Source organism: Streptomyces sp. NBC_00212, from assembly GCF_045206365.1.
Taxonomy (GTDB): Bacteria; Actinomycetota; Actinomycetes; order Streptomycetales; family Streptomycetaceae; genus Streptomyces.
Genome location: NZ_CP108115.1, coordinates 3,246,184 through 3,270,596, shown reverse-complemented (window position 1 = coordinate 3,270,596; position 24,413 = coordinate 3,246,184). Strand labels below are relative to the sequence as shown.

General features: G+C 70.3%; 25 protein-coding genes. 14 read left to right on the top strand and 11 right to left on the bottom strand.

Going from position 1 to position 24,413, the window contains the following annotated elements; genetic code table 11:
- Nucleotides 1-6 precede the first annotated feature (6 nt).
- From OHA17_RS14730 to OHA17_RS14710, 5 genes are all read left to right on the top strand, one after another.
- The gene (locus OHA17_RS14730) at nucleotides 7-768 is read left to right on the top strand and encodes a response regulator (RefSeq protein WP_406507036.1); all 762 of its coding nucleotides are present in this window, start codon (nucleotides 7-9) and stop codon (nucleotides 766-768) included.
- Between the two features lie 71 nt (nucleotides 769-839).
- A complete protein-coding gene (locus OHA17_RS14725; RefSeq protein ID WP_406510715.1) occupies nucleotides 840-1,148 on the top strand; it encodes a hypothetical protein in 309 nt (102 codons plus the stop codon).
- Nucleotides 1,145-1,765 carry a pilus assembly protein TadG-related protein gene (locus OHA17_RS14720; protein ID WP_406510714.1) on the top strand — a complete coding sequence of 207 codons (621 nt, stop codon included), beginning with the start codon at nucleotides 1,145-1,147 and terminating at the stop codon, nucleotides 1,763-1,765. Before OHA17_RS14725 ends, OHA17_RS14720 begins: the two co-directional genes overlap by 4 nt.
- A 227-nt stretch (nucleotides 1,766-1,992) precedes the next feature.
- Nucleotides 1,993-2,391 (top strand): hypothetical protein, encoded by a 399-nt coding sequence (locus tag OHA17_RS14715; RefSeq protein ID WP_406507035.1) that lies wholly within the window; start codon nucleotides 1,993-1,995, stop codon nucleotides 2,389-2,391.
- 7 nt (nucleotides 2,392-2,398) lie between these two features.
- Entirely contained in the window at nucleotides 2,399-3,019 is a 621-nt protein-coding gene (locus tag OHA17_RS14710; RefSeq protein WP_398876491.1) for an OmpA family protein, read from the top strand.
- On the opposite strand, the gene OHA17_RS14705 is transcribed toward OHA17_RS14710, so the two are convergent.
- Genes OHA17_RS14705 through OHA17_RS14695 form a run of 3 tightly spaced genes read right to left on the bottom strand, consistent with a single transcriptional unit; the run spans nucleotide 3,016 to nucleotide 4,676 of the window.
- Nucleotides 3,016-3,627, bottom strand: coding sequence for a Uma2 family endonuclease (locus tag OHA17_RS14705; protein ID WP_406507034.1), 612 nt, complete (start codon nucleotides 3,625-3,627; stop codon nucleotides 3,016-3,018). The two genes, OHA17_RS14710 and OHA17_RS14705, sit on opposite strands and share 4 nt — an antisense overlap.
- Nucleotides 3,624-3,815 (bottom strand): hypothetical protein, encoded by a 192-nt coding sequence (locus tag OHA17_RS14700; protein WP_053726292.1) that lies wholly within the window; start codon nucleotides 3,813-3,815, stop codon nucleotides 3,624-3,626. Before OHA17_RS14700 ends, OHA17_RS14705 begins: the two co-directional genes overlap by 4 nt.
- Nucleotides 3,816-3,824: 9 nt before the next feature.
- Nucleotides 3,825-4,676 (bottom strand): helix-turn-helix domain-containing protein, encoded by an 852-nt coding sequence (locus tag OHA17_RS14695; RefSeq protein ID WP_406507033.1) that lies wholly within the window; start codon nucleotides 4,674-4,676, stop codon nucleotides 3,825-3,827.
- Between the two features lie 252 nt (nucleotides 4,677-4,928).
- Between OHA17_RS14695 and OHA17_RS14690 the strand changes: the two genes are divergently transcribed.
- Together OHA17_RS14690 and OHA17_RS14685 are read left to right on the top strand one after the other, a co-directional pair.
- On the top strand, nucleotides 4,929-5,402 hold the full coding sequence (locus OHA17_RS14690) for an ATP-binding protein (protein WP_406507032.1): 474 nt from the start codon (nucleotides 4,929-4,931) through the stop codon (nucleotides 5,400-5,402).
- A 149-nt stretch (nucleotides 5,403-5,551) separates the two neighbouring features.
- Nucleotides 5,552-6,334: a hypothetical protein gene (locus OHA17_RS14685; protein WP_406507031.1), complete on the top strand. Its 783-nt coding sequence runs from the start codon at nucleotides 5,552-5,554 to the stop codon at nucleotides 6,332-6,334.
- On the opposite strand, the gene OHA17_RS14680 is transcribed toward OHA17_RS14685, so the two are convergent.
- Complete coding sequence (locus OHA17_RS14680; RefSeq protein ID WP_406507030.1) at nucleotides 6,324-6,698, bottom strand: DUF192 domain-containing protein; 375 nt, start codon at nucleotides 6,696-6,698, stop codon at nucleotides 6,324-6,326. The two genes, OHA17_RS14685 and OHA17_RS14680, sit on opposite strands and share 11 nt — an antisense overlap.
- Nucleotides 6,699-6,744: 46 nt before the next feature.
- On the opposite strand from OHA17_RS14680, the gene OHA17_RS14675 reads away from it, so the two are divergent.
- Both OHA17_RS14675 and OHA17_RS14670 read left to right on the top strand, forming a co-directional pair.
- Nucleotides 6,745-7,548, top strand: a complete 804-nt coding sequence (locus tag OHA17_RS14675) for a class I SAM-dependent methyltransferase (protein ID WP_398876483.1) — start codon at nucleotides 6,745-6,747, stop codon at nucleotides 7,546-7,548.
- An 11-nt stretch (nucleotides 7,549-7,559) separates the two neighbouring features.
- Nucleotides 7,560-9,107, top strand: coding sequence for a DUF2079 domain-containing protein (locus OHA17_RS14670; protein ID WP_406507029.1), 1,548 nt, complete (start codon nucleotides 7,560-7,562; stop codon nucleotides 9,105-9,107).
- A 368-nt stretch (nucleotides 9,108-9,475) separates the two neighbouring features.
- Here the strand turns inward: OHA17_RS14670 and mgrA are convergent, their stop codons facing one another.
- Nucleotides 9,476-10,513, bottom strand: coding sequence for an L-glyceraldehyde 3-phosphate reductase (gene mgrA, locus OHA17_RS14665; protein ID WP_398876481.1), 1,038 nt, complete (start codon nucleotides 10,511-10,513; stop codon nucleotides 9,476-9,478).
- A 136-nt stretch (nucleotides 10,514-10,649) separates the two neighbouring features.
- Here mgrA and OHA17_RS14660 point away from each other — a divergent pair, with 136 nt between their 5' ends.
- The 4 genes from OHA17_RS14660 (at nucleotide 10,650) to OHA17_RS14645 (ending at nucleotide 15,996) form a co-directional block, all read left to right on the top strand.
- Entirely contained in the window at nucleotides 10,650-11,411 is a 762-nt protein-coding gene (locus OHA17_RS14660) for an isoprenyl transferase (RefSeq protein ID WP_053726342.1), read from the top strand.
- 589 nt (nucleotides 11,412-12,000) lie between these two features.
- Nucleotides 12,001-13,323, top strand: coding sequence for a PhoH family protein (locus OHA17_RS14655; RefSeq protein WP_406507028.1), 1,323 nt, complete (start codon nucleotides 12,001-12,003; stop codon nucleotides 13,321-13,323).
- 385 nt (nucleotides 13,324-13,708) lie between these two features.
- Nucleotides 13,709-14,410 carry a transglycosylase SLT domain-containing protein gene (locus tag OHA17_RS14650; RefSeq protein WP_406507027.1) on the top strand — a complete coding sequence of 234 codons (702 nt, stop codon included), beginning with the start codon at nucleotides 13,709-13,711 and terminating at the stop codon, nucleotides 14,408-14,410.
- A 170-nt stretch (nucleotides 14,411-14,580) separates the two neighbouring features.
- Nucleotides 14,581-15,996 (top strand): AI-2E family transporter, encoded by a 1,416-nt coding sequence (locus OHA17_RS14645; protein WP_406507026.1) that lies wholly within the window; start codon nucleotides 14,581-14,583, stop codon nucleotides 15,994-15,996.
- Between the two features lie 74 nt (nucleotides 15,997-16,070).
- On the opposite strand, the gene OHA17_RS14640 is transcribed toward OHA17_RS14645, so the two are convergent.
- Together OHA17_RS14640 and OHA17_RS14635 are read right to left on the bottom strand one after the other, a co-directional pair.
- Nucleotides 16,071-16,604, bottom strand: coding sequence for an alkyl hydroperoxide reductase (locus tag OHA17_RS14640; protein WP_053726284.1), 534 nt, complete (start codon nucleotides 16,602-16,604; stop codon nucleotides 16,071-16,073).
- Between the two features lie 3 nt (nucleotides 16,605-16,607).
- On the bottom strand, nucleotides 16,608-17,162 hold the full coding sequence (locus tag OHA17_RS14635) for a peroxiredoxin (RefSeq protein ID WP_053726283.1): 555 nt from the start codon (nucleotides 17,160-17,162) through the stop codon (nucleotides 16,608-16,610).
- A gap of 165 nt (nucleotides 17,163-17,327) precedes the next feature.
- On the opposite strand from OHA17_RS14635, the gene OHA17_RS14630 reads away from it, so the two are divergent.
- A complete protein-coding gene (locus OHA17_RS14630) occupies nucleotides 17,328-18,266 on the top strand; it encodes a hydrogen peroxide-inducible genes activator (RefSeq protein ID WP_406507025.1) in 939 nt (312 codons plus the stop codon).
- 48 nt (nucleotides 18,267-18,314) lie between these two features.
- On the opposite strand, the gene OHA17_RS14625 is transcribed toward OHA17_RS14630, so the two are convergent.
- The 4 genes from OHA17_RS14625 to OHA17_RS14610 are packed head-to-tail and all read right to left on the bottom strand — an operon-like array spanning nucleotide 18,315 to nucleotide 24,284.
- Complete coding sequence (locus tag OHA17_RS14625; RefSeq protein ID WP_406507024.1) at nucleotides 18,315-20,645, bottom strand: FtsX-like permease family protein; 2,331 nt, start codon at nucleotides 20,643-20,645, stop codon at nucleotides 18,315-18,317.
- Nucleotides 20,642-21,334, bottom strand: coding sequence for an ABC transporter ATP-binding protein (locus OHA17_RS14620; RefSeq protein ID WP_406507023.1), 693 nt, complete (start codon nucleotides 21,332-21,334; stop codon nucleotides 20,642-20,644). Before OHA17_RS14620 ends, OHA17_RS14625 begins: the two co-directional genes overlap by 4 nt.
- Nucleotides 21,331-21,855 carry a PadR family transcriptional regulator gene (locus OHA17_RS14615; protein ID WP_053726279.1) on the bottom strand — a complete coding sequence of 175 codons (525 nt, stop codon included), beginning with the start codon at nucleotides 21,853-21,855 and terminating at the stop codon, nucleotides 21,331-21,333. Before OHA17_RS14615 ends, OHA17_RS14620 begins: the two co-directional genes overlap by 4 nt.
- Nucleotides 21,856-21,908: 53 nt before the next feature.
- Entirely contained in the window at nucleotides 21,909-24,284 is a 2,376-nt protein-coding gene (locus OHA17_RS14610) for an FtsX-like permease family protein (protein ID WP_406507022.1), read from the bottom strand.
- Nucleotides 24,285-24,413 lie beyond the last annotated feature (129 nt).

The window sequence follows — 24,413 nt, the reverse complement described above, 5'->3', positions numbered from 1 at the left end:
GGTGTCATGCCGAACGGAATCTCCTACAAGGCCGGGGAGAGTGACCCGCTGGGACCACTGCGGGTAGTCGTCGCGGACGACAACCCGGTGGTACGTGCGGGCCTTGCCGCGTTGCTGCACGGCCGCCACGACATCGAGGTGGCGGCGGAAGCGGCGGACGGCCGCGAGGCGTACGAGGCGGCGGTGCGCCACCGCCCGGACGTGATCCTGCTGGACGTCCGCATGCCGGGCGTGGACGGCATGGCGGCGCTGCCGTACCTGGTCGGCCTGGCCCCCGTGATGATGCTGACGTACAGCAGGGAGAGCGAGATCGTGCGGGAGGCGCTGCGGCTCGGAGCCGGGGGCTACCTGGTCCACGGGGAGTTCACTGCGGACGAACTGACGTCGGCGGTACGGGGGATGAGGCAGGGCCGGGCCGCCTTCACGGCCACGGCGGCGAACGCCCTCCTGGCCCACGTACGCGAGCAACCGGACCTGCCAGCTGCCATTTCCGCGCAATCCCTTTCGCAACTGCAACCGATTGTGGCACAGTCTTCAACTGCACAGCGAGCGGTGTCGATGCGCAACAGGGAAGATTTCAGGCTGAGTTCGCGGGAGGCCGAGGTGATGGAGTTGATCGCGGCGGGCATGAGCAATCAGCAAATCGCGGCCACGTGCTTCATCAGCGAGAAGACGGTCAAGAACCACATCAACCGCATCTTCGCCAAGCTGCACGCCACGACCCGCAGCGCGGCGATCGCCCGCTGGCTGGGGGTGGCCCATGCGTAAGTCCCGCACTTGGGCCCGGATTTGGGCCCCTGGGCCCTCGGTGGCGTCCGCGATCCCGCCTTACGTTCCCGATGACGTACGACGTGATGCCGCAACCGGAGGAGAGCCGCGAAATGCCGCAGGACACGCTGCTGAAGACCGCCGTCGCTGCGCAGGTACGGGTGAGCGGCTGGAGGGACACGGCGATCACTCGGGTCCGACACCGGTACGCGTCGTCGGGCGCCGGCCGGGGCCGGGACCGGGGGCAGACTTCGTTCGAGTATCTGGGGATCATTTTGGTGGTGGTGGCGATCATCGCTGGGATTATGGCCACGGGCATCGGCAACAAGATCACCGATCGCATCAAGGACCAGATCGACAAGGTCAAGGCCGGCGGCTGAGCACGCGCCTCCGCCAGGACCGAGGGCAGGCCTTCCCCATCTACGTCGTGATGGTGGCGGGCCTGCTCTTTCTCGCGTTCGCCTTCTTCGCGGTAGGACAGGCCTCCGCGACGCGGAACGGGGCCCAAGGGGCGGCCGATTCAGCGGCTTTGGCGGCAGCGCAGCGGGCGCGCGAAGAGCTGGGGCCAAAGGTCCTGGCGGCGCTCACGACACCCGGTGGTCTCGACGGCATTTTCAAGGACAACGTGGTCATCGCGGATGCTCACGCCGAGGCTGCGAACTTTGCCGCGAAGAACCATGCCGACCTGCCGGTGTTTGAGCCTCGCCCCGGTGGCGTCGGCCAGTTCAAGTTCACCGTGGGCGTCCAAACCCGGTACACGGTGGGTGAATCGGTGATCCCAGGCACCGAACAGGAGCACGGAACCGCCAGCGCCACAGCGATGATCGAGCTGCGGTGCAGTGTTCCGCCCGACGCAGGGGTCGGCAGCATTCCGACGCCGATGCCGACGCCGTCTTCTACGCCTCCTCCTGTCACGATCACGTGCGATGGCAAGGACATGCCCGTCGATCCCATGCCCGAGTTGGAGAAGCTCTTCACCGTGAAACTGGTCGACTGACTGCGAGCGATGAGCAGAGGAATGAACCTATGAGTGTTCGGCAGGCGTTGAAGGCCCGGAGGGGGGCTGTGGCGGCAGCGATGGCGGTCGCCCTGGCGTTCACTGCGGCCGGATGCGGCGACGGTGGTAAGGACAACAAGGCAACCGTCGGCAGCTCCGGTCGGTCGAAGTCGACCTCGTCCGGGACTGCGCAGCAGCCAGGTGGATCTCCCTCGAAAGGCCCCGCGGTGAAACTTGCCGAGACCACCGGCCAGGAGGGAGTCGTGCTCACGGTCAACAGCGTGACCCGTGACTCGGGCGGGTTCATCACCGTGTCAGGGCAGTTCAAGAATTCGGGCAGCGAAAACTTCAACCACACGAGTGCCTGGGCCGGGAACGAGCGGGACGTCCTTGCCAGCGGCGACTCAGTGGCCGGAGCCACGCTCGTCGACAAGGTGGGCAAGAAGCGCTACTACGTACTCCGCGACACGGGTGGCAAATGCCTGTGCACGATGGGCATTTCCAGTGTGGACGCAGGCCAGACCGTCCCCTTCTTCGCCCAGTTCCCCGCCCCACCCAACGGCACCAAGGAAGTCGACTTCCAACTGCCGACCTTCCCCACCATGACCGTTCCCGTCTCCGGGTGATCACGCCATGACCAGAACCCGGCACGCAGCCGTAGCGATCGCCGCCGCGCTAGTCCTGACCGCCGGTGGGACCACCGCGTACGCCGACGAGACTCCGAGCAGCCCCCCACTGCCCGGCACGGAGGCGACGAGTGACCCGTCCATGAAGGTCGACGGGACGTCGCCGAACCTGAAGCTCCCCGAGGGCGGCACGCTCGCGGCGCCCAAGGTGCTCGACATCAAGTCGATCGTCGAGGACCAGGGCGGCGAGGAGCGGCGTTCGGACACCAACACCAGCGTGACGTTCGCGCTGCAGGCGGAGGTGCTGTTCGCGATGGACAGCGCGGCCCTGTCGCCCGACGCGAACGACCGTATCCAGGGCATCGCCGCCGAGATCAAGAAACAGAAGGCGACGAACGTCCGGGTCTTCGGCTTCACGGACAACCTCGGCACGCACGAGCACGGCGTGGTCTTGTCGAAAGAGCGCGCGGACGCCGTCCAGAAGGCGCTCTCGCTGTCGCTGGGCCCCGACGTGACGTTCGAGATCCGGGGTTACGCCGAGGACTACCCGATCTCCGACAACTCGACGGAGGACGGCCGCAAGAAGAACCGTCGGGTGGAGGTCAGCTTCACTCGGAGCAGCGGCTAGGACGAGGGGGCTTCTTCCTTCGCCCCGGCCTTGTCCGGGGAGGTGGAAAACGCGGCCGTGTCCAGATCGAAGTCGAAGGGGGCCGGGATGTGCAGCGGACGGCCGAACGGAGCGGTTGTCCGTGAGCGGTAGCCGTGGGGTGAGGGATCCCAGAAGCAGGTGATCTCGGCGGCCTGCATGTCGAGCACCAGATAGACCGGAACCAGCTGACCATAAACGGCGACCTTCTCCTCCCAGTCGGCGTCCCGGGTGGACAGTGACGTGAACTCGGCGACCAGCGAGAGCGCACCCCCGTCGGCATGCCGCCCCTCGGCTTCGAAAGCAGCCTCCTCTGCGACGTGCAGGTCCGGTCCGTAGGCGCGCGCCACGGAGGGGAAGGTGAAGAGGAACGGGGCGACATCTACGTCGTGGCCAGCGGGGGCGTGGGGTTCGAGCTGTGCTCGGAGCAGCCACATCGGGCGACGACAGCGGAGTTCGGGCCCCGCCGACAGCGTGATCTTCCCCCGGATCAGCTCGGTCTTGTAGCCGTCCGGCGTGTTCAGTTCCTCTGCGGTCCGCAGCAGTTCTCCGAAGGGTGCCTTCTCGCCTGTGGCGCTCCCCTCGCTCACAGCAGGTGGTCCGCCCTGCCCGCCTTGATGTCGCGGATGAGGTTCCGCAGGGCGTCCCGGCTGTCGGTGAGGTAGTGGTCCTCCTGGCCGGCGACCGCGATGTACGCGTTGCCGTCACCGTCGACGCCGAGGCGGAAGCAGTTCGCTCCCTCGCCGCAGTACGGCTCTTCCCAGTCAATCTCGGGCATGTCCTGCTCCTAGAGTCGGCGGGCCAAGTCGCTCATGAAGGTGCGTGAGTCCTCGCGGGACAGGGCGCGGGACTCCAACTCGTCCAGCTGAGCGCGGTACTTGGTGAGCTGGGCCTCGTCGTCGTGGAACTCCGCGCCATGCGTGGTGTCCAGCTCGATGGTGTCGAGCTGTGGCACGGCTGCCGCCGCGTAGATGACGGACTGGCCGGAGCCGGGAACGCCTCCGGCCTTGAACGGGATGACCCGTACGGAGAGGTGTGGGCGCTCGGCCAGCTCGACGATGTGACGAAGCTGGGCCCGGGTGGTTCCGGTGCCGCCGAACTCCATGCGCAGGGCGGCCTCATGGATGATCGCCTGGACTTTCGGGGGGTCCGGCCTGTCCAGGACCTGCTTGCGGTCCATGCGGTGGGCCAGCCGGGTCTCCAGGTCGGTCCGGGGGAGCGGGGGGACGACCTGGGCGAAGACGGCGCGTGCGTGGGCCTGCGTCTGGAAGAGGCCCGGGAGGTGGATGGTGACCGCGATGCGCAGGCGGGGGGAGCGCCACTCCATCTCGGCGATGTCCAGGGAAGCCGGCGACAGCCGGTCGCGGTAGGCCTCCCACCACCCCTTGTCCCGCTCGCTCGGGATGGCGGCGAGGGCATCGACGTACGCCTCGTCGGTGCAGCCGTAGTTGCTGGCCAGCGCACGCACGCGGGCGGCGCTGATGCCGGACCGGCCGGACTCCATGTTCGGCACGTTGGTGCGCGGTACGCCGAGCAGCTTGGCCGCGACCTCCGTGCCCATGCCCGCAGCTATGCGCATCTTCCGCAATTCCGCACCGAGGCGTCGTTGGCGCTCGGTCGGCGCGCTTCTGGGTGGCATGCATCCTCCACTCGGCCTGCTGGTCCCGCCCAGTCTGCCGCCCGCACTCCAGGTGGTCCATCAATAGCTTTCCGTAGAGAGGTAGTACACGTACTCCTTAATGCTCTACATTGAGTAACGCACCAACTACGCAAGCGAGTTGGAAGCGCATCGCGCGAGCCTGCCCGCGTGCTCCTCCCCTGGGAGGGGTGGGCCCGTGCCAGGGAGACAAGCCACTGCTCGCTGCCCCCCACCAGCACACGGGAGCCAGAGATGCTCACCACCCGCACCATGACCGCCTGCCCGGCCGCGCACCCCGCGCCCATGACATTCCCCCCACCCCCGGAGGGCCTCGCGCTCAGCCTCACCCTTCCCGGTGAGCCGCACTGCGCGGCCATCGCGCGCGGCGCGGTCCGATCGGCTCTGCGCGCTCACGCGCTGGACGCGCCCGACGCGGTGCTCGCCGCATCCGAACTGGTTGCCGTGGCCGCGTACTTGAATCCCTCCCAAGACCTCTACCTCTCCCTCCGGCATCGGAACGCCGCCCTTCGCCTGATCGTCTACGACGCTCACGCCCGGCACGCTCATCCCCGCCTCGCGGAAGCCTGTGACGCCCGGCGGCGGGGTGGGCTGCGGCTGCTCGCCGCCGTCGTGCGGGACTGTGGGGGCGAGTGGGGGTTCGGTGAATCCCGTGAGCCGGGTGGCGGCACCCGCACCTGGGCCGCGCTGCCCAGCATTGCCAACTAGACCACCAGCATGGTGAGTTGAGCCGTATCCATGCCTGGGTAGCCGAAAGGCGTCGGCGGGATGGCGCCCCGGCGCCTGCCCGGCGACCGGTGGAATCCCGGCGTCCGGGACCCAGGCAATCCACAGGAGTCGTTGTTACCGTGCTGGGTATGAAGCCAAGGCTGGTACGGAGCCGTGCGGCGACGGCTGGGGTGTGTCTCATCGCCCTCGCGGGCGCGGCTGCGTGCGGGCCCACCAGTGCGGGCAAGGGGGCGGAAGGTTCCGTCCGGGACACCGCGGCCGCTCCCGGCGCGAGCGGGGCCAACCCGCCCGCACCCCGCGCGAGCGGGCCCACCCCGCAGGTCAAGGCCGACGGCGCGCTCACCAGTGACCAGCTCAACGCGGCCGCGCTCGCCACCGGCGACGTCAAGGACTTCGCGGCGGAGCCCCTGGAGGGCGGCACCCCGACCGGCAGCTCCCGTACGGCCAAGGCCGAGTGCATGCCCTTCGTGTCCGTCATCAACGGCACCCCCGAGCCCGCCCCCTCCGCGACCGTCTACCGGCGCCTCGTCGACACGACCGAGGACGGGCAGGCCGACCAGACCGTTGTCACTGAAGTGCTGGGCGCCCATCCGGCCGGGGCCTCCGACGTGCTCGCCCGGCTGCGTACCGCCATCGACGCCTGCTCCGACGGCTTCCAGACCAAGGGCGGCGACCTGGAGCCCTCCGTCTTCACCGAGGTCAAGGAGCTGCCCGCGCCCAAGGTGGGGGACGAGGCCGTCGCGTACGAGCTGATGGGGGTCGCCCAGGGCGATCCCGTGCCCATGGTTTTTCAGGTGGTGCGGAGTGGGTCCACTGTTGTCACGTACTACGCCGTCGATGTCACCGGCGGCGACACGCCACAGATCCCCGCCCAGCTCGCCGTTGCGCAGGCGGCCAAGCTCAAGTCCTGAGATCCTGCCCGGTTGCGATGATCAGCTGACACCCCGGCCGCAGGCCCCACTCCGCCATCGCGCCCGCCGCCGCCTCAAGCACGTGCCGCGCGCGCGGCCGGATCGCGCCGAGGCGGCCCGGCTCCATCGTGCGCACCGCGATCACGCGCAAATGGCGGTCCAGATGGGCCACGTCGATCGCGAAGCGCATCCGGAAGGTGTGCACGCTGCTCGCCGGGGTCAGCAGGAGCGCCCCCTCGATGCCGTCCCGGCCGAGCAGGCCCCGCGTCCGGGCCCGGTAGGACGCCGCGATCTCCAGCGGAACCGCCGTCCCGGCGCCGTCGAGCACGCTCAACTCGCCCGTTCCGTCCCTCCATCGGCCCATGGATAAACGGTAGTGGCTCACGGAGCCGCCGCGTAGGGTCCGCAACATGGGCCGAAACATCAGGAACCACAACAACCGCCCCTTCGAGGAACTGATCGACGAGGCCGCGTCCGTCTCCGTCGACGGCTGGGACTTCTCCTGGCTGGACGGCCGCGCCACCGAGGAGCGGCCGTCGTGGGGGTATGCCCGCGCGATGGCCGGGCGGATGGCCAAGGCGACTGCCGCCCTCGACATCCAGACCGGCGGCGGTGAGGTCCTCGCCGCCGTGCCGCAGCTGCCGCCGCTCGCCGTCGCCACCGAGGGCTGGCCCCCGAACGTCGCCCGCGCCACCGGACTGCTCCACCCGCGCGGAGTGGCGGTCGTCGCCGACGAGGACAAGCCCCCGCTGCCGTTCGCCGACGGCGCCTTCGACCTGGTGGTCAGCCGGCACCCCGTCACCACCTGGTGGTCCGAGATCTCTCGCGTCCTGTCGCCCGGCGGCACGTACTTCTCCCAACAGGTGGGCCCGGCCAGCGTGTTCGAGCTCGTCGAGTACTTCCTGGGACCGCAGCCGCCGGAGGTGCGCGGCGGCCGCGACCCCGGCAAGGCGCGCAAGGAGGCGGAGAGCGCGGGCCTTGAGGTCGTCGATCTGCGCCTGGAGAAGCTGCGTACCGAGTTCAACGACATCGGCGCCGTCGTCTACTTCCTGCGCAAGGTGATCTGGATGGTGCCCGGCTTCACCGTCGAGGAGTACCGCGACCAGCTGAAGGCGCTCCACGAGCAGATCCGCGCCGAGGGCCCCTTCGTCGCGCACACGACACGCTTCCTGATCGAGGCGCGGAAGCCGCTGAGGCCCGGCCGGGCTGCTTAGCATCTGGGCGTATGGGGACAATTGCTGACCAAAGGGTCGGGCGGCGCGCGCAGCCGCCGATCACGCCCGTACCCGCCCTCTCCCGCATCTCTCGCGTACGCATCGGCCGGCCCGCCCTCCTGTGGTGGGGGTGGGCCGCCGCGCTCTTCCTCCTGTACGCGACCGTCTCGGGCCGCCGCCAGGCGCTGGTCCGCACCACCGGCTACGACCTCGGCATCTTCGAGCAGGCCGTCCGCGCGTACGCCCACCTCCACGCGCCCGTCTCCGCCCTGCGCGGCGACGGCTTCAACCTCCTCGGCGACCACTTCCACCCCGTGCTCGCCGCCCTCGCCCCCCTCTACCGCCTCTTCCCCTCCCCGTACACGCTGCTCGTCGCGCAGGCCGCGCTGCTCGCGCTCGCCGTGGTGCCGCTCGCCCGGCAGGCTGCGCGGGTGCTCGGCCGCCGGGCCGCCCACGTCGTCGCCTTCGCGTACGGGCTGAGCTGGGGCATCGCATCGGCGGTCGGCTTCGACTTCCACGAGGTGTGCTTCGCGGTCCCGCTCGTCTCCTGCGCCCTCGAAGCGCTGGCCCGCAGGCGGTGGCGGCGCGCGATCGCCTGGGCCGTGCCGCTGCTCCTCGTCAAGGAGGACCTCGGTCTCACGCTGGCCGCGATCGGGGCGTACGTCGCCTGGCGGGGCCCGCGCCGGCTCGGCATCGCGGCCGCCGCGACCGGCCTGGTGGGCAGCGCGCTCGAATTCAAGGTGCTGATGCCGTTCTTCAACCCGTCCGGCACCTACGCGCACGCCGCGAACCTCGCGCCCGCCCACCATTCGCTGCTGACCACGCTCGCCCTCGCGCCGCTCGACGCGGTGCGCCCCGAGGTGAAGGCGACCACCCTCGTCCTCGTCTTCGCGCCGGCCGCACTCATCGCCCTGCGCTCGCCGCTCGCCCTGATCGCGGTGCCCACGCTGGGCTGGCGGATGCTGTCCACCAACGTCTTCCACTGGGGGACCGCCTTCCACTACACGGCCGTCCTGATGCCCGTCGTGTTCGCGGCCCTGACCGACGCCCTGCGCCCGTACGCCGCCGAGGGCGACCCGCTGACCAGGCGCCACGTGCGGGCCTCGCTCGTGACGGCGGCGGCGGTGACGCTCGTCCTGATCCCCTCCTTCCCCCTCGCCCAGATCGCCCACCGCTCCACCTGGCGCACCACCGCACACGTCGCAGCGGTACGCGCCCTGCTGCGCCGCATCCCCGACGGCGCGACCGTCGCGGCCTCCAACCGCCTTGCCCCACAACTGACTTCGCGCACCACGGTCGTCCTCTTCCCGACCTTCCCGGTGCACTGGAAGCTGTACGAGACGGACGGCCCCGTCCCGCGCCCGACGGCCCAGTGGATCGCCTACGACCGCGTCCCGCCGGAGTCCTGGCCCTACCCGCCCGGCACCTGGCCCTACCCGGCGCCCCGCCAGGAGCAGGAGTACGCCCTCGCGCTCGCGAAGTACGGATATGTACGGGTGGCCGAGGCGGACGGCGTCTCGCTGCTGCGCCGCACCGAGCGGCCCGCGCGTACGCACTGACACCGGACGGTCACCCGGCGCGGCCTGCCTTGACCCAGTGGGGTGAAGCACAACGGGAGCGAATTCCGGGCCGCGAAATCCGTCGCCGAGCGGTGTTCCGACCCGGCCGCGACCCCTCTGACCTGCATGGTCAAGGCCGGGTACGGAGTGGTGGTCACCCCTGCGGGGGACCGCGATTCCGTACTGGGCCGGTTTCGGAGCGTAGTTCCGGAGCGCCGTGGCGCCCAGCATCACTTACGAAGGGTTATGGTGGAAACCCCCCCTCGGGCCGGTCCGTATCCCCCCCACGGACCGGCCCGTTTTTTCTTTCCCGGGGCCCGGTCAGGTCCGCACCACGCGGGACCGACCGCCCCCCGTCCCCAGCCGCCTCAGCCGCGGCGGGCCCAGATGTTGGTGCCCTCGGTGTCCACGGCGAAGGCGTCGATCTCCTTCAACTCCGCGTCCGTGAGCGCCGGTCCGGCCAGCGCCGCCACGTTCTCCTCAAGCTGCCGCACGCTGGACGCGCCGATCAGCGCCGACGTCATCCGCGGGTCGCGCAGCACCCAGGTCAGCGCCAGTTGCGCCAGCGACTGGCCGCGCCGGGAGGCGATGTCGTTCAGCCCGTTGAGGCGGCGTACGACCTCGTCGCTCAGCAGGTTCGGGTCGAGGGACTTGCCCTGGGTGGCCCGCGAGCCCTCCGGGATGCCCTTCAGGTACTTGTTGGTGAGCAGGCCCTGGGCGAGCGGCACGAAGGAGATGCAGCCCATGCCGGCCGCCTCCAGCGTGTCGAGCAGCCCGTCGTCCTCCGTCCAGCGGTTGATCATCGAGTACGACGGCTGGTGGATCAGGGCCGGGACGCCCATCTCCTTCAGGAGGCGGGCGGCCTCGGCGGTCTGCTCGCTGTTGTAGGAGGAGACGCCCACGTACAGCGCCTTGCCCTGCTGGACGGCGGACGCCAGCGCGCCCATCGTCTCCTCAAGCGGGGTCTCCGGGTCGAAGCGGTGCGAGTAGAAGATGTCGACGTGGTCCAGGCCCATGCGGCTGAGCGAGGCGTCGAGCGAGGACAGCAGGTACTTGCGCGAACCCCACTCGCCGTACGGCCCGGGGTGCATCAGATAGCCGGCCTTGGTCGAGATGACGAGCTCGTCCCGGTACGGGGCAAAGTCCTGGCCGAAAATCTTGCCGAAGTTCAGCTCGGCCGAGCCGGCCGGCGGGCCGTAGTTGTTGGCCAGGTCGAAGTGGGTGACACCCAGGTCGAAGGCGCGGCGCAGGATCGCGCGCTGGGAATCCAGCGCGCGGTCGTCGCCGAAGTTGTGCCACAGGCCGAGCGAGACGGCGGGAAGCTTGAGGCCGCTGCGGCCGGTCCGGCGGTACTCCATGGAGTCGTAGCGGTCCGGGGCTGCGAGGAAGGGGAGCGATTCAGTCACGTTTCCCTGCTTATCACGGACTTGTGACAGACCGAGTTGGGCCGCCGTCGCCCGTCCGCAGTACTGTGCTTTCCCTGGGGCGGCCGGTGTGCGGGGCGGCGGCGGGCCCCCGGAAGGCAACGAGAGGGTGGAATCGGTGAGTTTGCGCGACCTGGTGTACAGGCTCTATGCGCGCCGGGTGGAAGGCCGCCTCGACCACGACCAGGTGCCCAAGCACATCGGCGTCATCCTGGACGGCAACCGGCGCTGGGCCAAGGCCTCGGCCCGCAGCCCCGAGCAGGGCCACCAGGCCGGTGCCAGCAAGATTCAGGAACTGCTCGGCTGGTGTGCCGAGACGGACGTCGAGGTCGTCACCCTCTGGCTGCTCTCCACCGACAACCTGGACCGCCCCGAGGACCAGTTGATCCCGCTGCTCGGCATCATCGAGGACGCGGTACGGGACTTGGCGGCGGACGGGCGCTGGCGCGTGCACCACGTGGGCAACGCGGACCTGCTGCCCGGGCACACGCAGTCCGTGCTCAAGGAGGCCGAGCAGGCCACGCACGACATCGACGGGATACTCGTCAACGTCGCGGTGGGCTACGGCGGACGCCAGGAGATCGCGGACGCGGTGCGGTCGCTCCTCCTGGAGCACGCGGCGAAGGGCACGTCCTTCGAGGAGCTCGCCGAGATCGTCGACGTCGAGCACATCTCGGAACACCTGTACACGCGGGGGCAGCCCGACCCCGACCTCGTCATCCGCACCAGCGGCGAGCAGCGCCTGTCCGGCTTCATGCTCTGGCAGTCCGCGCACTCCGAGTACTACTTCTGCGAAGTGTTCTGGCCGGCCTTCCGCAAGGTCGACTTCCTCCGAGCCCTGCGCGACTACGCGGCGCGGCACCGGAGGTACGGCACCTGAGGGCTGGGTCCCCTTTTAACCCCCCTCTTTTGTCCTCCCTCTTTTGTCCTCAAACGCCGGACGGGCTAAGCGCGCTGCTTTCGGCTGCGGGCCGTCGCTGGCTGGTCGCGCAGTTCCCCGCGCCCCTGGCAGTACTGGTGCTGGCCAGCACTGGGGCATACCCAGCCCGTCCGGCGTTTGAGGACGAGCGCCGTTCAGGCGCGATACGGGGTCTGGGGCGGAGTCCCAGGACGAGCAGTTCAGCCCAACCACACCCCCGGAGGGTCTAGGGAAGGGGCGGGGTGGGGCCATCGGGGTCTGGGGCGGAGCCCCAGTGGGAACTCTGGGCATATGACGGGGCATGGCTTCGCGTGTTCGAGGGCATAACCCCACCAGGTCGACGTCCGGTCCACGGACGCCGTATCTCAGTGAGCGGCATCAGCGCCGCTCGCCCGGGAGGCCCTTTGCACCAGGACGACCGCGCACCGCGCGCGGGCGACGTGGAGGGCCGGAGCTCGGCCCGCGCAGCGCGGTCGAAGCCCGGTCCCAGTTTCCGCGACGCCGTCGCACCCCGTTCTCATGCGCCTCTTACGAGGGGGTACGTCCTTCCGTGGTGACCAGCACAAAGCGCCGCATGCCCGACCGGCGCACCTATGTCCTCGACACCAGCGTCCTGCTGGCCGACCCCAACGCGATGACCCGGTTCGAGGAGCACGAAGTGGTGCTCCCCATCGTCGTGGTCACGGAGCTGGAGGCCAAGAGGCACCATCCCGAGCTCGGTTACTTCGCCCGGCAGGCGCTGCGCCTGCTCGACGACTTCCGGGTCCGGTACGGACGTCTCGACGCCCCCATCCCGTTGGGGGAGCTCGGCGGCACCCTCCGTGTCGAGCTGAACCATTCCGATCCCGGCGTACTGCCCGCCGGCTACAGGTTGGGGGACAACGACTCCCGGATCCTCGCCGTCGCCCGCAATCTCCAGGCGGAGGGATACGACGTCACCGTCGTGTCGAAGGACCTGCCGCTGCGGATCAAGGCGTCGTCGGTCGGTCTGCTCGCCGAGGAGTACCGCGCCGAGCTGGCCATCACCGACTCCGGCTGGACCGGAATGGCCGAACTGCCGCTGAGCGGCGAGCAGGTGGACCTGCTCTTCGAGGAGGAGACGCTCTACGTTCCGGAGGCCGCAGCCCTTCCCGTCCACACCGGGCTCGTGCTGCTCTCCGAGCGCGGCAAGGCGCTCGGGCGGGTCCTGCCGGACGGGAACGTCAAGCTGGTCCGGGGCGACAGAGAGGCGTTCGGCATCCACGGCCGCAGCGCCGAGCAGCGGATCGCGCTCGACCTGCTGCTCGACCCCGAGGTCGGGATCATCTCGATGGGAGGCCGGGCCGGTACGGGCAAGTCGGCGCTCGCGCTGTGCGCCGGCCTCGAAGCGGTCCTGGAGCGCAGGCAGCACAAGAAGGTGATGGTCTTCCGGCCGCTGTACGCGGTCGGCGGGCAGGAGCTCGGTTATCTGCCGGGGTCCGAGGCCGAGAAGATGGGCCCCTGGGCCCAGGCCGTCTTCGACACGCTGTCCGCGGTGACGAGCCGTGAGGTCATCGAGGAGGTCACCTCGCGCGGGATGCTCGAAGTCCTGCCGCTCACCCACATCCGCGGGCGCTCGCTGCACGACGCCTTCGTGATCGTGGACGAGGCGCAGTCGCTGGAACGGAACGTCCTGCTGACCGTTCTGTCCCGCATCGGGGCCAATTCGAGGGTGGTGCTCACTCATGACGTGGCCCAGCGCGACAACTTGAGGGTCGGCCGGTACGACGGTGTCGTGGCGGTCGTCGAGAAGCTCAAGGGGCACCCGCTGTTCGCGCATGTCACCCTCACCCGGTCCGAGCGTTCGCAGATCGCCGCCCTGGTGACCGAAATGCTGGAGGACATCTCTATCTGAGGCAGTACGCACCAGTTGGCGCCGTCCGGCGAGCGCAGCAGCCTAGCCGGGCGGCGCCTTCTTGTGGGCGGGATTGATAAAAACTACTGGGGCGAACGAGGTGTGAGGTTTCACACGCAACGGGGAATTGCCTCGCGGCATCGGCTTCCGGCAGAGTCTTGCATCCGTCAGGCCCCGCATACGGCACCCCTGTATCCCGGGTACCCCGGTACCCACGCAACTCAATAGCTGAGCCGTATGCCGCCCGCGCATCACGCGGCACTTCCCGCAAGGGAGTTGCCCATCGGGTCAGTTCCTCCCGTGGCCCAGTAGTTGGGAGGAGAGAGCCAGGGGCACGATTGCGTCCGCGAGGTCACCCGTGCGGACGCTGCTGGAAGGAAACCGTGTGAGCCGGATCTCGGTCCGGGGATTCGCGGTGGCGTCTGCCACTGCGGTCACCACCGTTGGCGCCGTGGTCGGCGTTGCCGCAGGAAGCCCCGCTGCCGCTTCGAACGACAACTTCGAGGCCACCGCAGCCGATACGACGCTTCTCGCGGACATCCCTGCCGGCCAGCAGGCCCAGGTGCAGACCGCGTCCCTGACGCAGCAGGCGGACGCCCAGTCCGCGCAGGCCAGTGCCACGGCGAAGAAGTCCGCCGAGGAAGCCGCGCGCGTGCAGGCCGCCGAGGACGCCAAGGCCAAGAAGGACGCGGCCGACAAGGACAAGGCCGACAAGGACGCCAAGGCCCGCGACCTGGAGACCCAGGCCGCCAGCCGCTCGGCCGCCCGGACGGACTTCGCGGTCAAGAGCTCGTACTCGATGGACGAAGTACAGGCGATAGCCCGTCAGATCGTCCCCGCGGGCCAGTTCCAGTGCTTCAGCCACATCGTGAACAACGAGTCGAGCTGGAACTTCCAGGCCACCAACAGCGGTTCCGGTGCCTACGGCCTCGTCCAGGCGCTGCCCGGCAACAAGATGGCCTCCGCCGGTGACGACTGGCAGACCAACCCGGCCACGCAGATAAAGTGGGGCCTCGGCTACATGAACGACCGCTACGGCAGCCCCTGCGGCGCCTGGTCGTTCTGGCAGGCCCACAGCTGGTACTAGGCAGAGGTCGGCCCTCGGCCGGGTAAGAAAACCGGCCGGAGCCGCTCAACCTTTCGGAGCCCCGCACCGTCCTTCGGTGCGGGGCTTCGCCCGTGTACGGTCAGGTCCGGACGGGGCGGGGGGAAGCGGTGGGGAGACTCAGCGGCGGGGAAAAGGGAAACGGCGGGATCATGTCGAGAGTGCCCGGTTTGCTCGGACGGCTAGGCGCCGGACTGACCCGGATGGGAGAGCGCCTGGACGAGCGCCGGGCCGAGGCGGAGGCCGAGCCCGAGACCGAGACCGGTCCGGTGGTCGTCGGTCCCGCGCCGGCCCCTCCCGTGGCCGAGCCCCCCGCACGGCCCGAGCCGGCGGCGGCCGAGGCGAAGTCGCCGGTACCGGTGGCGCCTTCGGGCGACCCCGCCCCCGAACACGTACCGCCGCCGCCCTCGTACGCGCCCGCCGTCGCCGCCCGGCCCGATCCGGTGCTCGCCGTGCCGTGGAGCATGCGGGTCGCCGCCGAGGTCGGCTGGCGGCTCCTCGTCCTGGCCGGGACCCTCTACGTACTGACGCAGGTCATCAGCGCGATCGCGCTCGTGGTGCTCGCGTTCGTCGCGGCCCTCCTGATCACCGCGCTGCTCCAGCCCACCGTGGCCCGGCTCAAGAGGATGGGGCTGCCGCGCGGGGTGGCGACCGCGGTCACCGCGATCTCCGGGTTCGTGATCATGGGGCTCGTCGGCTGGTTCGTGGTGTGGCAGGTCATGGACAACCTCGACGACCTGTCCAACAAGGTGCGCGACGGCATCGAGGAGCTCAAGCGCTGGGCGCTGAACAGCCCGTTCCACGTCACCGAGGACCAGATCAACCAGATCGCCAAGAACCTCAGCGACACCATCGGGGCCAACACCAACGAGATCACCTCGGCCGGGCTCCAGGGCGTGACCGTCCTCGTCGAGGTACTCACCGGCATTCTGCTCGCGATGTTCTCGACGCTGTTCCTGCTGTACGACGGCCCGAAGATCTGGCAGTGGGTCCTCAAGCTGGTGCCGGCCGCGGCCCGTCCAGGCGTCGCGGGGGCGGGCCCGCAGGCCTGGCGCACGCTCACCGCGTACGTGCGCGGCACGGTGATAGTGGCTCTGATCGACGCGATCTGCATCGGCGTCGGCATCTACTTCCTCGGCGTGCCCATGGCGGTGCCGCTCGCCGTGTTCATCTTCCTGTTCGCCTTCATCCCGCTGGTCGGCGCGGTCATCTCGGGCGCGCTCGCGGTCGTGGTCGCGCTCGTCACCGACGGGGTGTTCAACGCCCTGATGGTCCTCGTCGTGGTCCTCGCGGTGCAGCAGATCGAGGGGCACGTCCTGCAGCCCTTCATCCTGGGCCGCGCGGTGCGGGTGCATCCGCTCGCGGTGGTGCTCTCGGTGGCCGCCGGCGGCATGGTCGCCGGCATCGGCGGCGCCGTCGTCGCCGTCCCGCTGGTCGCGGTCACCAACACAGTGGTCGGATATCTGCGGGCGTACGCCCGCGAGAACGCGCTGCGCAGCGCGGTCGCGGTCGAGGAGGCCCCGGCCGGGGAGCCCGTGCCCGCCGTGGCCGCCGCCGACCGCGAGTAGCCCAGCCCTCGTACGCATGCGGAAGGGCCCCGCCAGTGAGACACCGGCGGGGCCCTTCTACGTACGTGCGCGAACTACTGGGCCAGCGCGGCCTCGGAGTCCAGCGTGACGCCCACGGCCGTGATCACCGCGGCGATCTTGAAGGCCTCCTGGATCGTCTCGCGGTCGACACCGGCCTTGCGCAGCACCTGCTCGTGCGAGTCGAGGCACTGGCCGCAGCCGTTCACCGCGGAGACGGCGAGCGACCACAGCTCGAAGTCGACCTTCTCCACGCCCGGGTTGCCGATGACGTTCATCCGCAGACCGGCCCGCAGCGTGCCGTACTCCGGGTCGGAGAGCAGGTGGCGGGTGCGGTAGAAGACGTTGTTCATCGCCATGACGGCCGCGGCCGACTTGGCGGCCGTGTACGCCTCGGGCGACAGGTTGGCCTTCGCCTCCGGCTCCAGCTCACGCAGCACGATCGGGCTGCGCGAGGCTATGGCGGTGGCGAGCACCGTGCCCCACAGCTGCTGGGCGGGAAGGTCGGAGTTGCCGATGACCGAACCGAGGTTCAGCTTCAGGTCCTTGGCGTAGTCCGGTACGGCGGACTTCAGCGCGTCCAGGGACATGGGTTACTCACCGGCCAGCAGCGCGACCGGGTCCAGGGTGTTCTCGCCCTTGGTCCAGTTGCACGGGCACAGCTCGTCGGTCTGCAGGGCGTCGAGGACCCGCAGGACCTCCTTGGGGTTACGGCCCACGGAACCGGCGGTCACCATCGTGAACTGGATCTCGTTGTTCGGGTCGACGATGAAGACGGCGCGCTGCGCGAAGCCGTCCTCGCCCTCGATGCCGAGGTCACGCATGAGCTCGTGCTTCGAGTCGGCCAGCATCGGGAACGGCAGGTCGGTCAGGTCCGGGTGGTCCTTGCGCCAGGCGTGGTGCACGAACTCGGAGTCACCGGAGAAGCCGAGAACCTGGGCGTCACGGTCGGCGAACTCGTCGTTCAGCTTGCCGAACGCGGCGATCTCGGTCGGGCAGACGAAGGTGAAGTCCTTGGGCCACGCGAAGACCACACGCCACTTGCCCTCGTAGGTCTTGTGGTCGATCTGCTGGAACTCCTTGCCGCTCTCCAGCGACACACAGGCAGTCAGGTCGTACGTGGGGAACTGGTCACCAACAGTGAGCACGCGCTCTCCTTGCGAACGAGGAAGTCCGGATCGAGCGGATTCGGGAATCTTCCTGCGGGGTTGGACGGATTACCGATCCTGGCACAGGGAGCATTGATCAGTGAAATAGCTAGACTGGGTCAGCGTGATCGGAGGTGCCTATCAGTGGCCGCAAGTAATAGGGGCATGAGCAACAGGGGCAAGCAGCCCAGCCTGGCGCAGCTGCGCGCGTTCGCGGCCGTCGCGGAGCATCTGCACTTCCGCGACGCCGCGGCCGCGATCGGCATGAGCCAGCCCGCCCTGTCCGGGGCCGTCTCGGCGCTTGAGGAGGCGCTCGGCGTGCAGCTCCTGGAGCGTACGACCCGCAAGGTGCTGCTCTCTCCGGCGGGGGAGCGGCTCGCGGTGCGGGCCAAGGCGGTGCTCGACGCGGTGGGCGAGCTGATGGAGGAGGCCGAGGCGGTACGGGCGCCGTTCACCGGGGTGCTCCGGCTCGGCGTCATCCCGACCGTCGCGCCCTATCTGCTGCCCGCCGTGCTGCGGCTCGTCCACGAGCGCTACCCGGAGCTCGACCTCCAGGTCCACGAGGAGCAGACCTCCTCGCTGCTCGAAGGGCTCGGGGCCGGACGGCTCGACCTGCTGCTGCTCGCGGTGCCGCTCGGGGTGCCCGGGGTCAGCGAACTCCCCTTGTTCGACGAGGACTTCGTCCTTGTGACCCCGCGGGACCACTGGCTCGGCGGCCGCAGCGGCATCCCCCGCGAGGCGCTGCGGGAACTGCACCTGCTGCTCCTCGACGAGGGGCACTGCCTGCGCGACCAGGCGCTCGACATCTGCCGGGAGGCCGGGCGCACCGAGGGGGCGCCGGTCACGACGACCGCGGCGGGTCTTTCCGCCCTGGTGCAGTTGGTGGCGGGCGGGCTCGGGGTGACCCTTCTGCCGCGTACCGCCGTGGAGATCGAGACGGGGCGCAACGACCGCCTGGTCACCGGGTACTTCGCGGAACCGGCCCCCTCGCGCACGATCGCCCTGGCGATGCGGACGGGGGCCGCTCGCCAGGGCGAGTTCGAGGAGTTCGCGGCTGCCCTGCGCGGGGCGCTGCGCGATCTTCCGGTACGGGTGTCGAAGTGAGGTGATGTGCCTGAACTCCCCCTGATCCAGGGGGAGTTCAGGCTTGGGCTACTCCGTGCGCAGGCCGTCCGGGCGCATCAGCCGCCACAGCGGCGGCAGGGACAGCGCCGTGACGAGCAGGACCACGCCCGCGCCGATGCCGACCATCGACACCGCCGGGACCCAGTCGACGGTCACCGAGCGGCCCACCATCCGCAGCAGGACCGAGCCGAGGCCGAGGCCCACCGCCGCCGCGAGCGCGAGACCGAGCGCCATCGGCACCGCGGTCTGCCACAGGACCGACCAGCTCAGCGTGGAGCGCCGGGTGCCGAACGCGACCAGGGCGGACAGCAGCTTCTTGCGCTCGCGCAGTTGCTCCAGCATCGAGACGAGCAGGCTCGCGCCGATCAGCATCAGCACCGCCGCGGCCCCGATGTAGAGGCCCTTGCGGACCCCGGCGAACCGGCCCGACGTCTGGGTGTCGTTCAGCGCGCGCGCCAGGGTGAGCGGGTCGGCTGCGGCGGCCGCGTTCAGGACCCGCTCCTTGGCGAGGGAGTCACTCGGGGCCGTCGAGACGAACACCGTGGAGCGCATGGGGACCTTCGCCGAGTGCGCGAGGGCACCCGGGGTGACCAGGAGGCCGCCGCGGCGCATGCCCTGCGGGTCGGGCCGGGACGGGGCGTTCCGCATGCCCGTCGGGGCCGTCCAGGCGACCTCCGCGCCCTTGGTCCTGGAGCCGCCGTTGGTCGGGTCCAGATAGAGCGTGCTGCCCGGCTTCACGGTGTCCTCGTGGGCGTAGTCGCCGCCGGTCGCGGTGAAGGTGTCGCCGTCCTTGCAGGTGGGCAGGGTGGCGACCTCGCTCAGGTCCGCGCAGGTGCCGACGGTGACCGGGATGTAGTGCTCCGGTTCCTTGGGCTTGTCGCCGCCGTCCAGCGAACCGAGGACCACCGTGTGGGTCACGCCCTCGGTGCTCTTCAGGGTCTGGATCTCGCGGGCCTGCCGGCCGGGGTCGGCGTTGTCGACCGGGACGATCAGCTGGGCGCGGCCGGTGTCCTCGCCGCTCGACTTGACGTAGTCGCCCTCGACGGCGCCGAAGAGCATCTGCAGAGCGATCGCGCCGGCCACCGCGACCGCGATGCCGTTGACCATCCGGGCCGCCGAGCCCGACGTCAACTGGAGCCTGCGGACGGCAAGTTGCCAGCCGACCGAGCCGCCGCCGAGCCTGCGCACGACCGCCTCCACCAACCAGGGCAGCAGCGCGGTGACGCCGACGAGCAGCAGCACGGTGCCGCCGATCACCTGGACCTGGTTGAAGGTCCCGCTGTCCCGGCCGCGGCCCATCAGCGGGACGAGCAGGCCGAGTCCGGCGAGCGGCGGAAGCACCCGCCACCACATGCGCCGCCTGCGCGGCATTGAGGTGCGCACCACGCCGAGGGGCTCGACGACCACCGAGCGCATCGCGAACAGGGTCACCGCGACCGCGGACGCGGGCACCGCGACCGCCACGCCCACCGCGAGCAGCGGGCTCGGGTCGATGTCGGACGGGAAGACGTTGAGCCCCGCGATCGAGACCTCGCCCACGTACTGGCGGCCGATCACGAAGAACAGCGAGCCGACCACGACGCCGACCACGGCTCCGGCCAGCGCCTCGCCTGCCGCGATCCACCGGGTCATCCGGCGGTCGGCGCCCGCCAGGCGCAGCGCCGCGAGCCGCCGGTCGCGCCGGTCGCCGCCGAAGCGTACGGCGGCCGCGATGAACACGCCGACCGGCATGAGAAGGACCACGAACATGATCACGATGAGCAGCGCGAGGACCGGGTCGATCTTCTCCTTCTGCCGGTCGACGAACCCGTTGACGCGCAGCACTTCGCTGGAGTCGCCCACCGCGTCCTTGCGCTGCTTGAGGGTGTCGCTGCCCGCGTAGAAGGCGAGTTCGTGCGGGCCCATCAGGCCCTGGTCGGCGATGGTCGCGCTGATCCGGTACGGGATGCGCTCGCGCAGCAGCTTGCCCTCGGGCGAGGCGAGCAGGTCGCGCAGGGCGGGCGAGGCGGCCATGGTGCCGGGGGCCGGGAGCGCGGTGACGCCCGGCGGCAGCGGCGCCTTGGCGCCCTCGGCCTGGATGAGCCGGCCGCGTACGTCGGCGCCCTTGTACTGCGATTCCGCGCGCCCGATCAGCAGCGTGTCCGCCGCGGGGCCGCTGTCGACGGAGGCCCCGTAGTCGTTGCGGGCGTTGTCGCGGGCGTTGCGGGCGTTCAGCGCGCCCGGCAGCGCGGTGGTGCCGAGCAGCAGGGCGACGCCGAGGCCGACGCCGACCGCGGTGAGCAGTGTGCGCGTCCAGCCCTCGCGGCCTCCCGACAGGGCGAACCGGGCGCCGAGGGCGAGGTCGCGGAGCAGGCTCATACGGAGTGCTCCAGCATCATGTCGCGGGACTTTCCGTCGCGTACGACGATCTCGCGGTCGGAGTAGGCGGCGACCCGGGCCTCGTGGGTGACCAGGACGACGGCGGCGTTGGTGGAGCGGGCCGCCTCGGTCAGGAGCTGCATGACGCGCTCGCCGTTGAGCGAGTCGAGCGCGCCGGTCGGCTCGTCGGCGAAGACGACGCGGGGCTGGGTCACGAGCGAGCGGGCCACGGCCACCCGCTGGCCCTGACCGCCGGAGACCTCGCCGGGGCGCTTGTGCCCGAGGTCGGCGACCTCCAGGCGCTCCATCCACTCAAGGGACCTGCGCTCGGCCTCCTTGCGCTTGACGCCGGTCAGGCGCAGCGGCAGGGCGACGTTCTCGACGCAGGTCAACTCCGGTACCAGCTGGCCGAATTGGAAAACGAAGCCGAACTCGGTGCGGCGCAGCGCGCTGCGCTCGGCGTCCGACATCGCGGACAGCTCGCGGCCGTCGTAGAGGATCTTGCCGGAGTCCGGCGTGACGATCCCGGCGAGGCAGTGCAGCAGCGTCGACTTGCCGGAGCCGGAGGGGCCCATCACCGCGACGACCTCGCCGGGGTGGATGGAGAACTCGGCACCGTCCAGGGCCGGCGTCGGGCCGTAGGCCTTGTGCAGGTCCTGGGCGACGAGAAGGGATCCGGCGGGCGTCATTTGCGTACCTCCGTGGCGAGCTGGACGAGGCGGGCTGCGGTCAGTTCGAGCCAGCGCAGATCGGCCTCCAGGTGGAACAGGGCGTGGTCGCAGATCAGCTGGTCGGTGAGGTCGCCGCGCCGCTTGCGGTCGGTGAGCACGCGCATCAGGCGCAGGTGTTCGGCGCGCTGGGTGTCCAGGACGTCGGCCGCGTCGCGGCCGGTGAGGAGGGCGAGCACGACCTTGGTGTAGAGGGTCGACTGGAGATAGGGCTCGGGCTTCTCCGGCTGGCGGATCCACGTCTCGACGTCGGTGACGCCGGCCTCGGTGATGGCGTACCGCTTCCGCTCGGGACCGCCGCCCGCCTCCACGCCGTCGACCTCGACGAGGCCGTTCTTCAGGAGCCGGGACATCGTCGAGTAGACCTGCCCGTAGTGCAGCGGACGGTCGTGCCCGAACTTCTCGTCGAAGGCGCGCTTCAGGTCGTACCCATGGCGTGGGCCCGACTCAAGGAGCCCGAGGAGGGTGTGACCGATGGACATGGGGTGTTCCTTTCTTCTCAACTGCCGCAAGCGATAAGGGAGTTACGGAAAAGTCATTCGGTGCGCAGGCCGTCGGGGCGCATCAGGCGCCACAGGGCCGGCAGGCTCAGCAGGGTCACCGCGAGGATCACGACGACGCCCGCCCCGGCCAGCGGCAGGAAGAGCCACCAGTCGGTGATGGTCTTGCCGATGATCCGCAGCATCAGGGCGCCGAGCGCGAGGCCGCCCGCCACCGCGAGGCCGATCCCGAGGACGACCGGCACCGCGGTCTGCCACAGGACGGAGCCGGCCATCGTCGCGCGCCGGGTGCCGAAGGCGACCAGGGCCGCCAACAGGCGCCTGCGCTCGCGCAGTTGCTCCAGCTGCGAGACGAGCATGCTGGCCGCGATCAGACCGAGCGTGGCGAGGGAGGCGGCCTGGAGGCCGGTCTGGATGCCGGCGTACTGCTGGTCGCGCTCGATGGTGCGCACGGTGTTGACGCGCAGCTGCGGGGAGAGCGCGGCGGCGGTGTTGCGGATGTGCTCGGCGGCGTCCGGCACCCGCTGGTCGACGGTGAGCATGGCGGAGGTGTGGGCCACCGAGCTGAGCAGCGAGATGTCGATCGCGCCCGGGGTGACGTAGATGCCGTACTGCTCCTTGCCCGTGGGGTCGGGCCGCGCGGTGACGGTACGGGCCGAGGCGGGCAGCGTCCACAGCCGCTGCGGGTCGCCGAAATCGGCGGTGTTGACCGGCTTGCCCGGCCGCGCCGTACGGTCCACCCATGAGGCCAGCTCGGTGTCGTCGGAGGGGTGCACCACGAAGGTGTCGCCGTCCTTGCAGGAGTCGATGCGGGCCAGCTCGGCCAGCGTCGCGCAGTCGCCGAGGGTGAGCTGGGTGACGGGCCGCATGTCTTCGTCCGTGACCGGCCCCGCCAGCCTCGCGTAGCTGCTGACGGAGCCGATCACCTTCTGCACGCCGGGGGTCTCCCGGAAGGACGTGATCATCCGCTCGGCGAGCTTCGCGTCCGGGTAGTCGGCGAGGACGGTGTACTGGGCGCGGCTCGCGTCCGCGCCGGTCACCTTGTTGAAGTCGTCGTGGATGCCGACGAAGTACATCTGGAGCGCGACCGAACCGGCGACCGCCACCGTGATGCCGCTGACCGCGCGCGCCGCCGTGCCGCTGCTCAACTGGAGCCTTCGTACGGCCAGTTGCCAGGCCGGCGAGCCGCCGCGCAGCCTGCCCACCACCGCCTCGACCAGCCAGGGCAGCAGCGCGATGAGCCCGGCGAGGACGAGGGTGGCGCCCGTGGCGATGAAGGCGGGGGTGAGGTTGTCCATCAGCGGGATCGCGATGTTGGCCGGCACCAGCGGCAGCGGTGCCGACTGCACGTCCGGGTTCTGGGACAGGAAGAGCAGCACCACACCGACGCCGGGCATCGCGAGGCGCCACCACAGCCTGCGGCGCCGGGTGCGCCCGCCCCGTACGACACCGAGCGGCTCGATGACCACCGAGCGCAGCGCGGCCAGGGTCACTACGACCGCCAGGGCGGGCACCGCGACGGCGACGAGCAGGGCGAGCCACGGCACGGGCCTGAGGTCGCCGGGGAAGAAGCCGAAGCTCCACAGGCCGAGCGGGCCGATGAGTTCGGCGCCGCCGAGGAAGAGCAGGGAGCCGGCGGCGAGCCCGAGCACGGCTCCGGCCAGGGCCTCGCCGCCCGCGATCCAGCGCGTGGTGCGGGCGTCGGCGCCGACCAGGCGCAGTGCCGCGAGCCGCCGGTCGCGCTGCTCGCTGCCGAACCGTACGGCGGTGGCGATGAAGATGGCGACCGGCATGAGCAGGACGACGCAGATCAGGATGACGAGGACGACCAGCATCGGATCGAGCGGCCGCTCGTCGCCGATGTTGCCGAACCCGGCCGCCGAGGAGGCGCCGGTGTCGGCGGAGAGCGTGGCGCTGCCCGCGTAGAAGTAGAGCTCCGAGGGTTCGACCAGGCCCGCGTCGCCGATGGTCTGGGTGATGTCGTACGGGAGCCGCTGGCGCAGGAGTTCACCCGCGGGGGAGTCGAGCAGGTCGCGCAGCGCGGGGGAGACGGCCATGGTGCCGGGCGCGGGTATGGAGGTCAGGCCGGGCGGCAGCACGGGGTCGGCGTTGGCCGGGCGCAGCATCTTCCCGCCGACGGTGTCGTCGCGGTACTCGGTGTCGGCGGTGGCATAGAGGAGCGAGGCCCTCAGGTTCCCGGCGTTCCTTTCCGAGCCCGGCGAGAACGGCTGCCGGTCGTGGATGCGGTTCGCCCGCGCGTCCACGAGATGCGGCACCGATGCCGCGCCGAGGAGCAGGGCGACGCCGAGGCCGACGCCGACCGCGGTGAGCAGGGTGCGCACCCAGCCCTCACGGCCGCCGCTGAGGGCGAACCGGATGCCGAGGCCGAGATCGTGGAGGCGTCGCTTCATGGGAGAGCACTATACGCACTAGGTATACCTACCGTGTATACCCGGGGTGCATAGCACTCCGTGATCATGTCATTACCGGGCAAATCGGGGCAGTATCAGGAACTCTCGCAACCCTCGGCACGATTCAAT

Excerpts from the sequence above, each read along its gene's own strand:
- OHA17_RS14730 (WP_406507036.1), top strand. The coding sequence starts at position 7 with ATGCCGAACGGAATCTCCTACAAGGCCGGGGAGAGTGACCCGCTGGGA.
- OHA17_RS14725 (WP_406510715.1), top strand. The coding sequence starts at position 840 with ATGACGTACGACGTGATGCCGCAACCGGAGGAGAGCCGCGAAATGCCG.
- OHA17_RS14710 (WP_398876491.1), top strand. The coding sequence starts at position 2,399 with ATGACCAGAACCCGGCACGCAGCCGTAGCGATCGCCGCCGCGCTAGTC.
- OHA17_RS14700 (WP_053726292.1), bottom strand. The coding sequence starts at position 3,815 with ATGCCCGAGATTGACTGGGAAGAGCCGTACTGCGGCGAGGGAGCGAAC.
- OHA17_RS14695 (WP_406507033.1), bottom strand. The coding sequence starts at position 4,676 with ATGCCACCCAGAAGCGCGCCGACCGAGCGCCAACGACGCCTCGGTGCG.
- OHA17_RS14690 (WP_406507032.1), top strand. The coding sequence starts at position 4,929 with ATGCTCACCACCCGCACCATGACCGCCTGCCCGGCCGCGCACCCCGCG.
- OHA17_RS14685 (WP_406507031.1), top strand. The coding sequence starts at position 5,552 with ATGAAGCCAAGGCTGGTACGGAGCCGTGCGGCGACGGCTGGGGTGTGT.
- OHA17_RS14680 (WP_406507030.1), bottom strand. The coding sequence starts at position 6,698 with ATGGGCCGATGGAGGGACGGAACGGGCGAGTTGAGCGTGCTCGACGGC.
- OHA17_RS14675 (WP_398876483.1), top strand. The coding sequence starts at position 6,745 with ATGGGCCGAAACATCAGGAACCACAACAACCGCCCCTTCGAGGAACTG.
- OHA17_RS14670 (WP_406507029.1), top strand. The coding sequence starts at position 7,560 with ATGGGGACAATTGCTGACCAAAGGGTCGGGCGGCGCGCGCAGCCGCCG.
- OHA17_RS14645 (WP_406507026.1), top strand. The coding sequence starts at position 14,581 with ATGTCGAGAGTGCCCGGTTTGCTCGGACGGCTAGGCGCCGGACTGACC.
- OHA17_RS14640 (WP_053726284.1), bottom strand. The coding sequence starts at position 16,604 with ATGTCCCTGGACGCGCTGAAGTCCGCCGTACCGGACTACGCCAAGGAC.
- OHA17_RS14630 (WP_406507025.1), top strand. The coding sequence starts at position 17,328 with ATGAGCAACAGGGGCAAGCAGCCCAGCCTGGCGCAGCTGCGCGCGTTC.
- OHA17_RS14625 (WP_406507024.1), bottom strand. The coding sequence starts at position 20,645 with ATGAGCCTGCTCCGCGACCTCGCCCTCGGCGCCCGGTTCGCCCTGTCG.
- OHA17_RS14620 (WP_406507023.1), bottom strand. The coding sequence starts at position 21,334 with ATGACGCCCGCCGGATCCCTTCTCGTCGCCCAGGACCTGCACAAGGCC.
- OHA17_RS14615 (WP_053726279.1), bottom strand. The coding sequence starts at position 21,855 with ATGTCCATCGGTCACACCCTCCTCGGGCTCCTTGAGTCGGGCCCACGC.
- OHA17_RS14610 (WP_406507022.1), bottom strand. The coding sequence starts at position 24,284 with ATGAAGCGACGCCTCCACGATCTCGGCCTCGGCATCCGGTTCGCCCTC.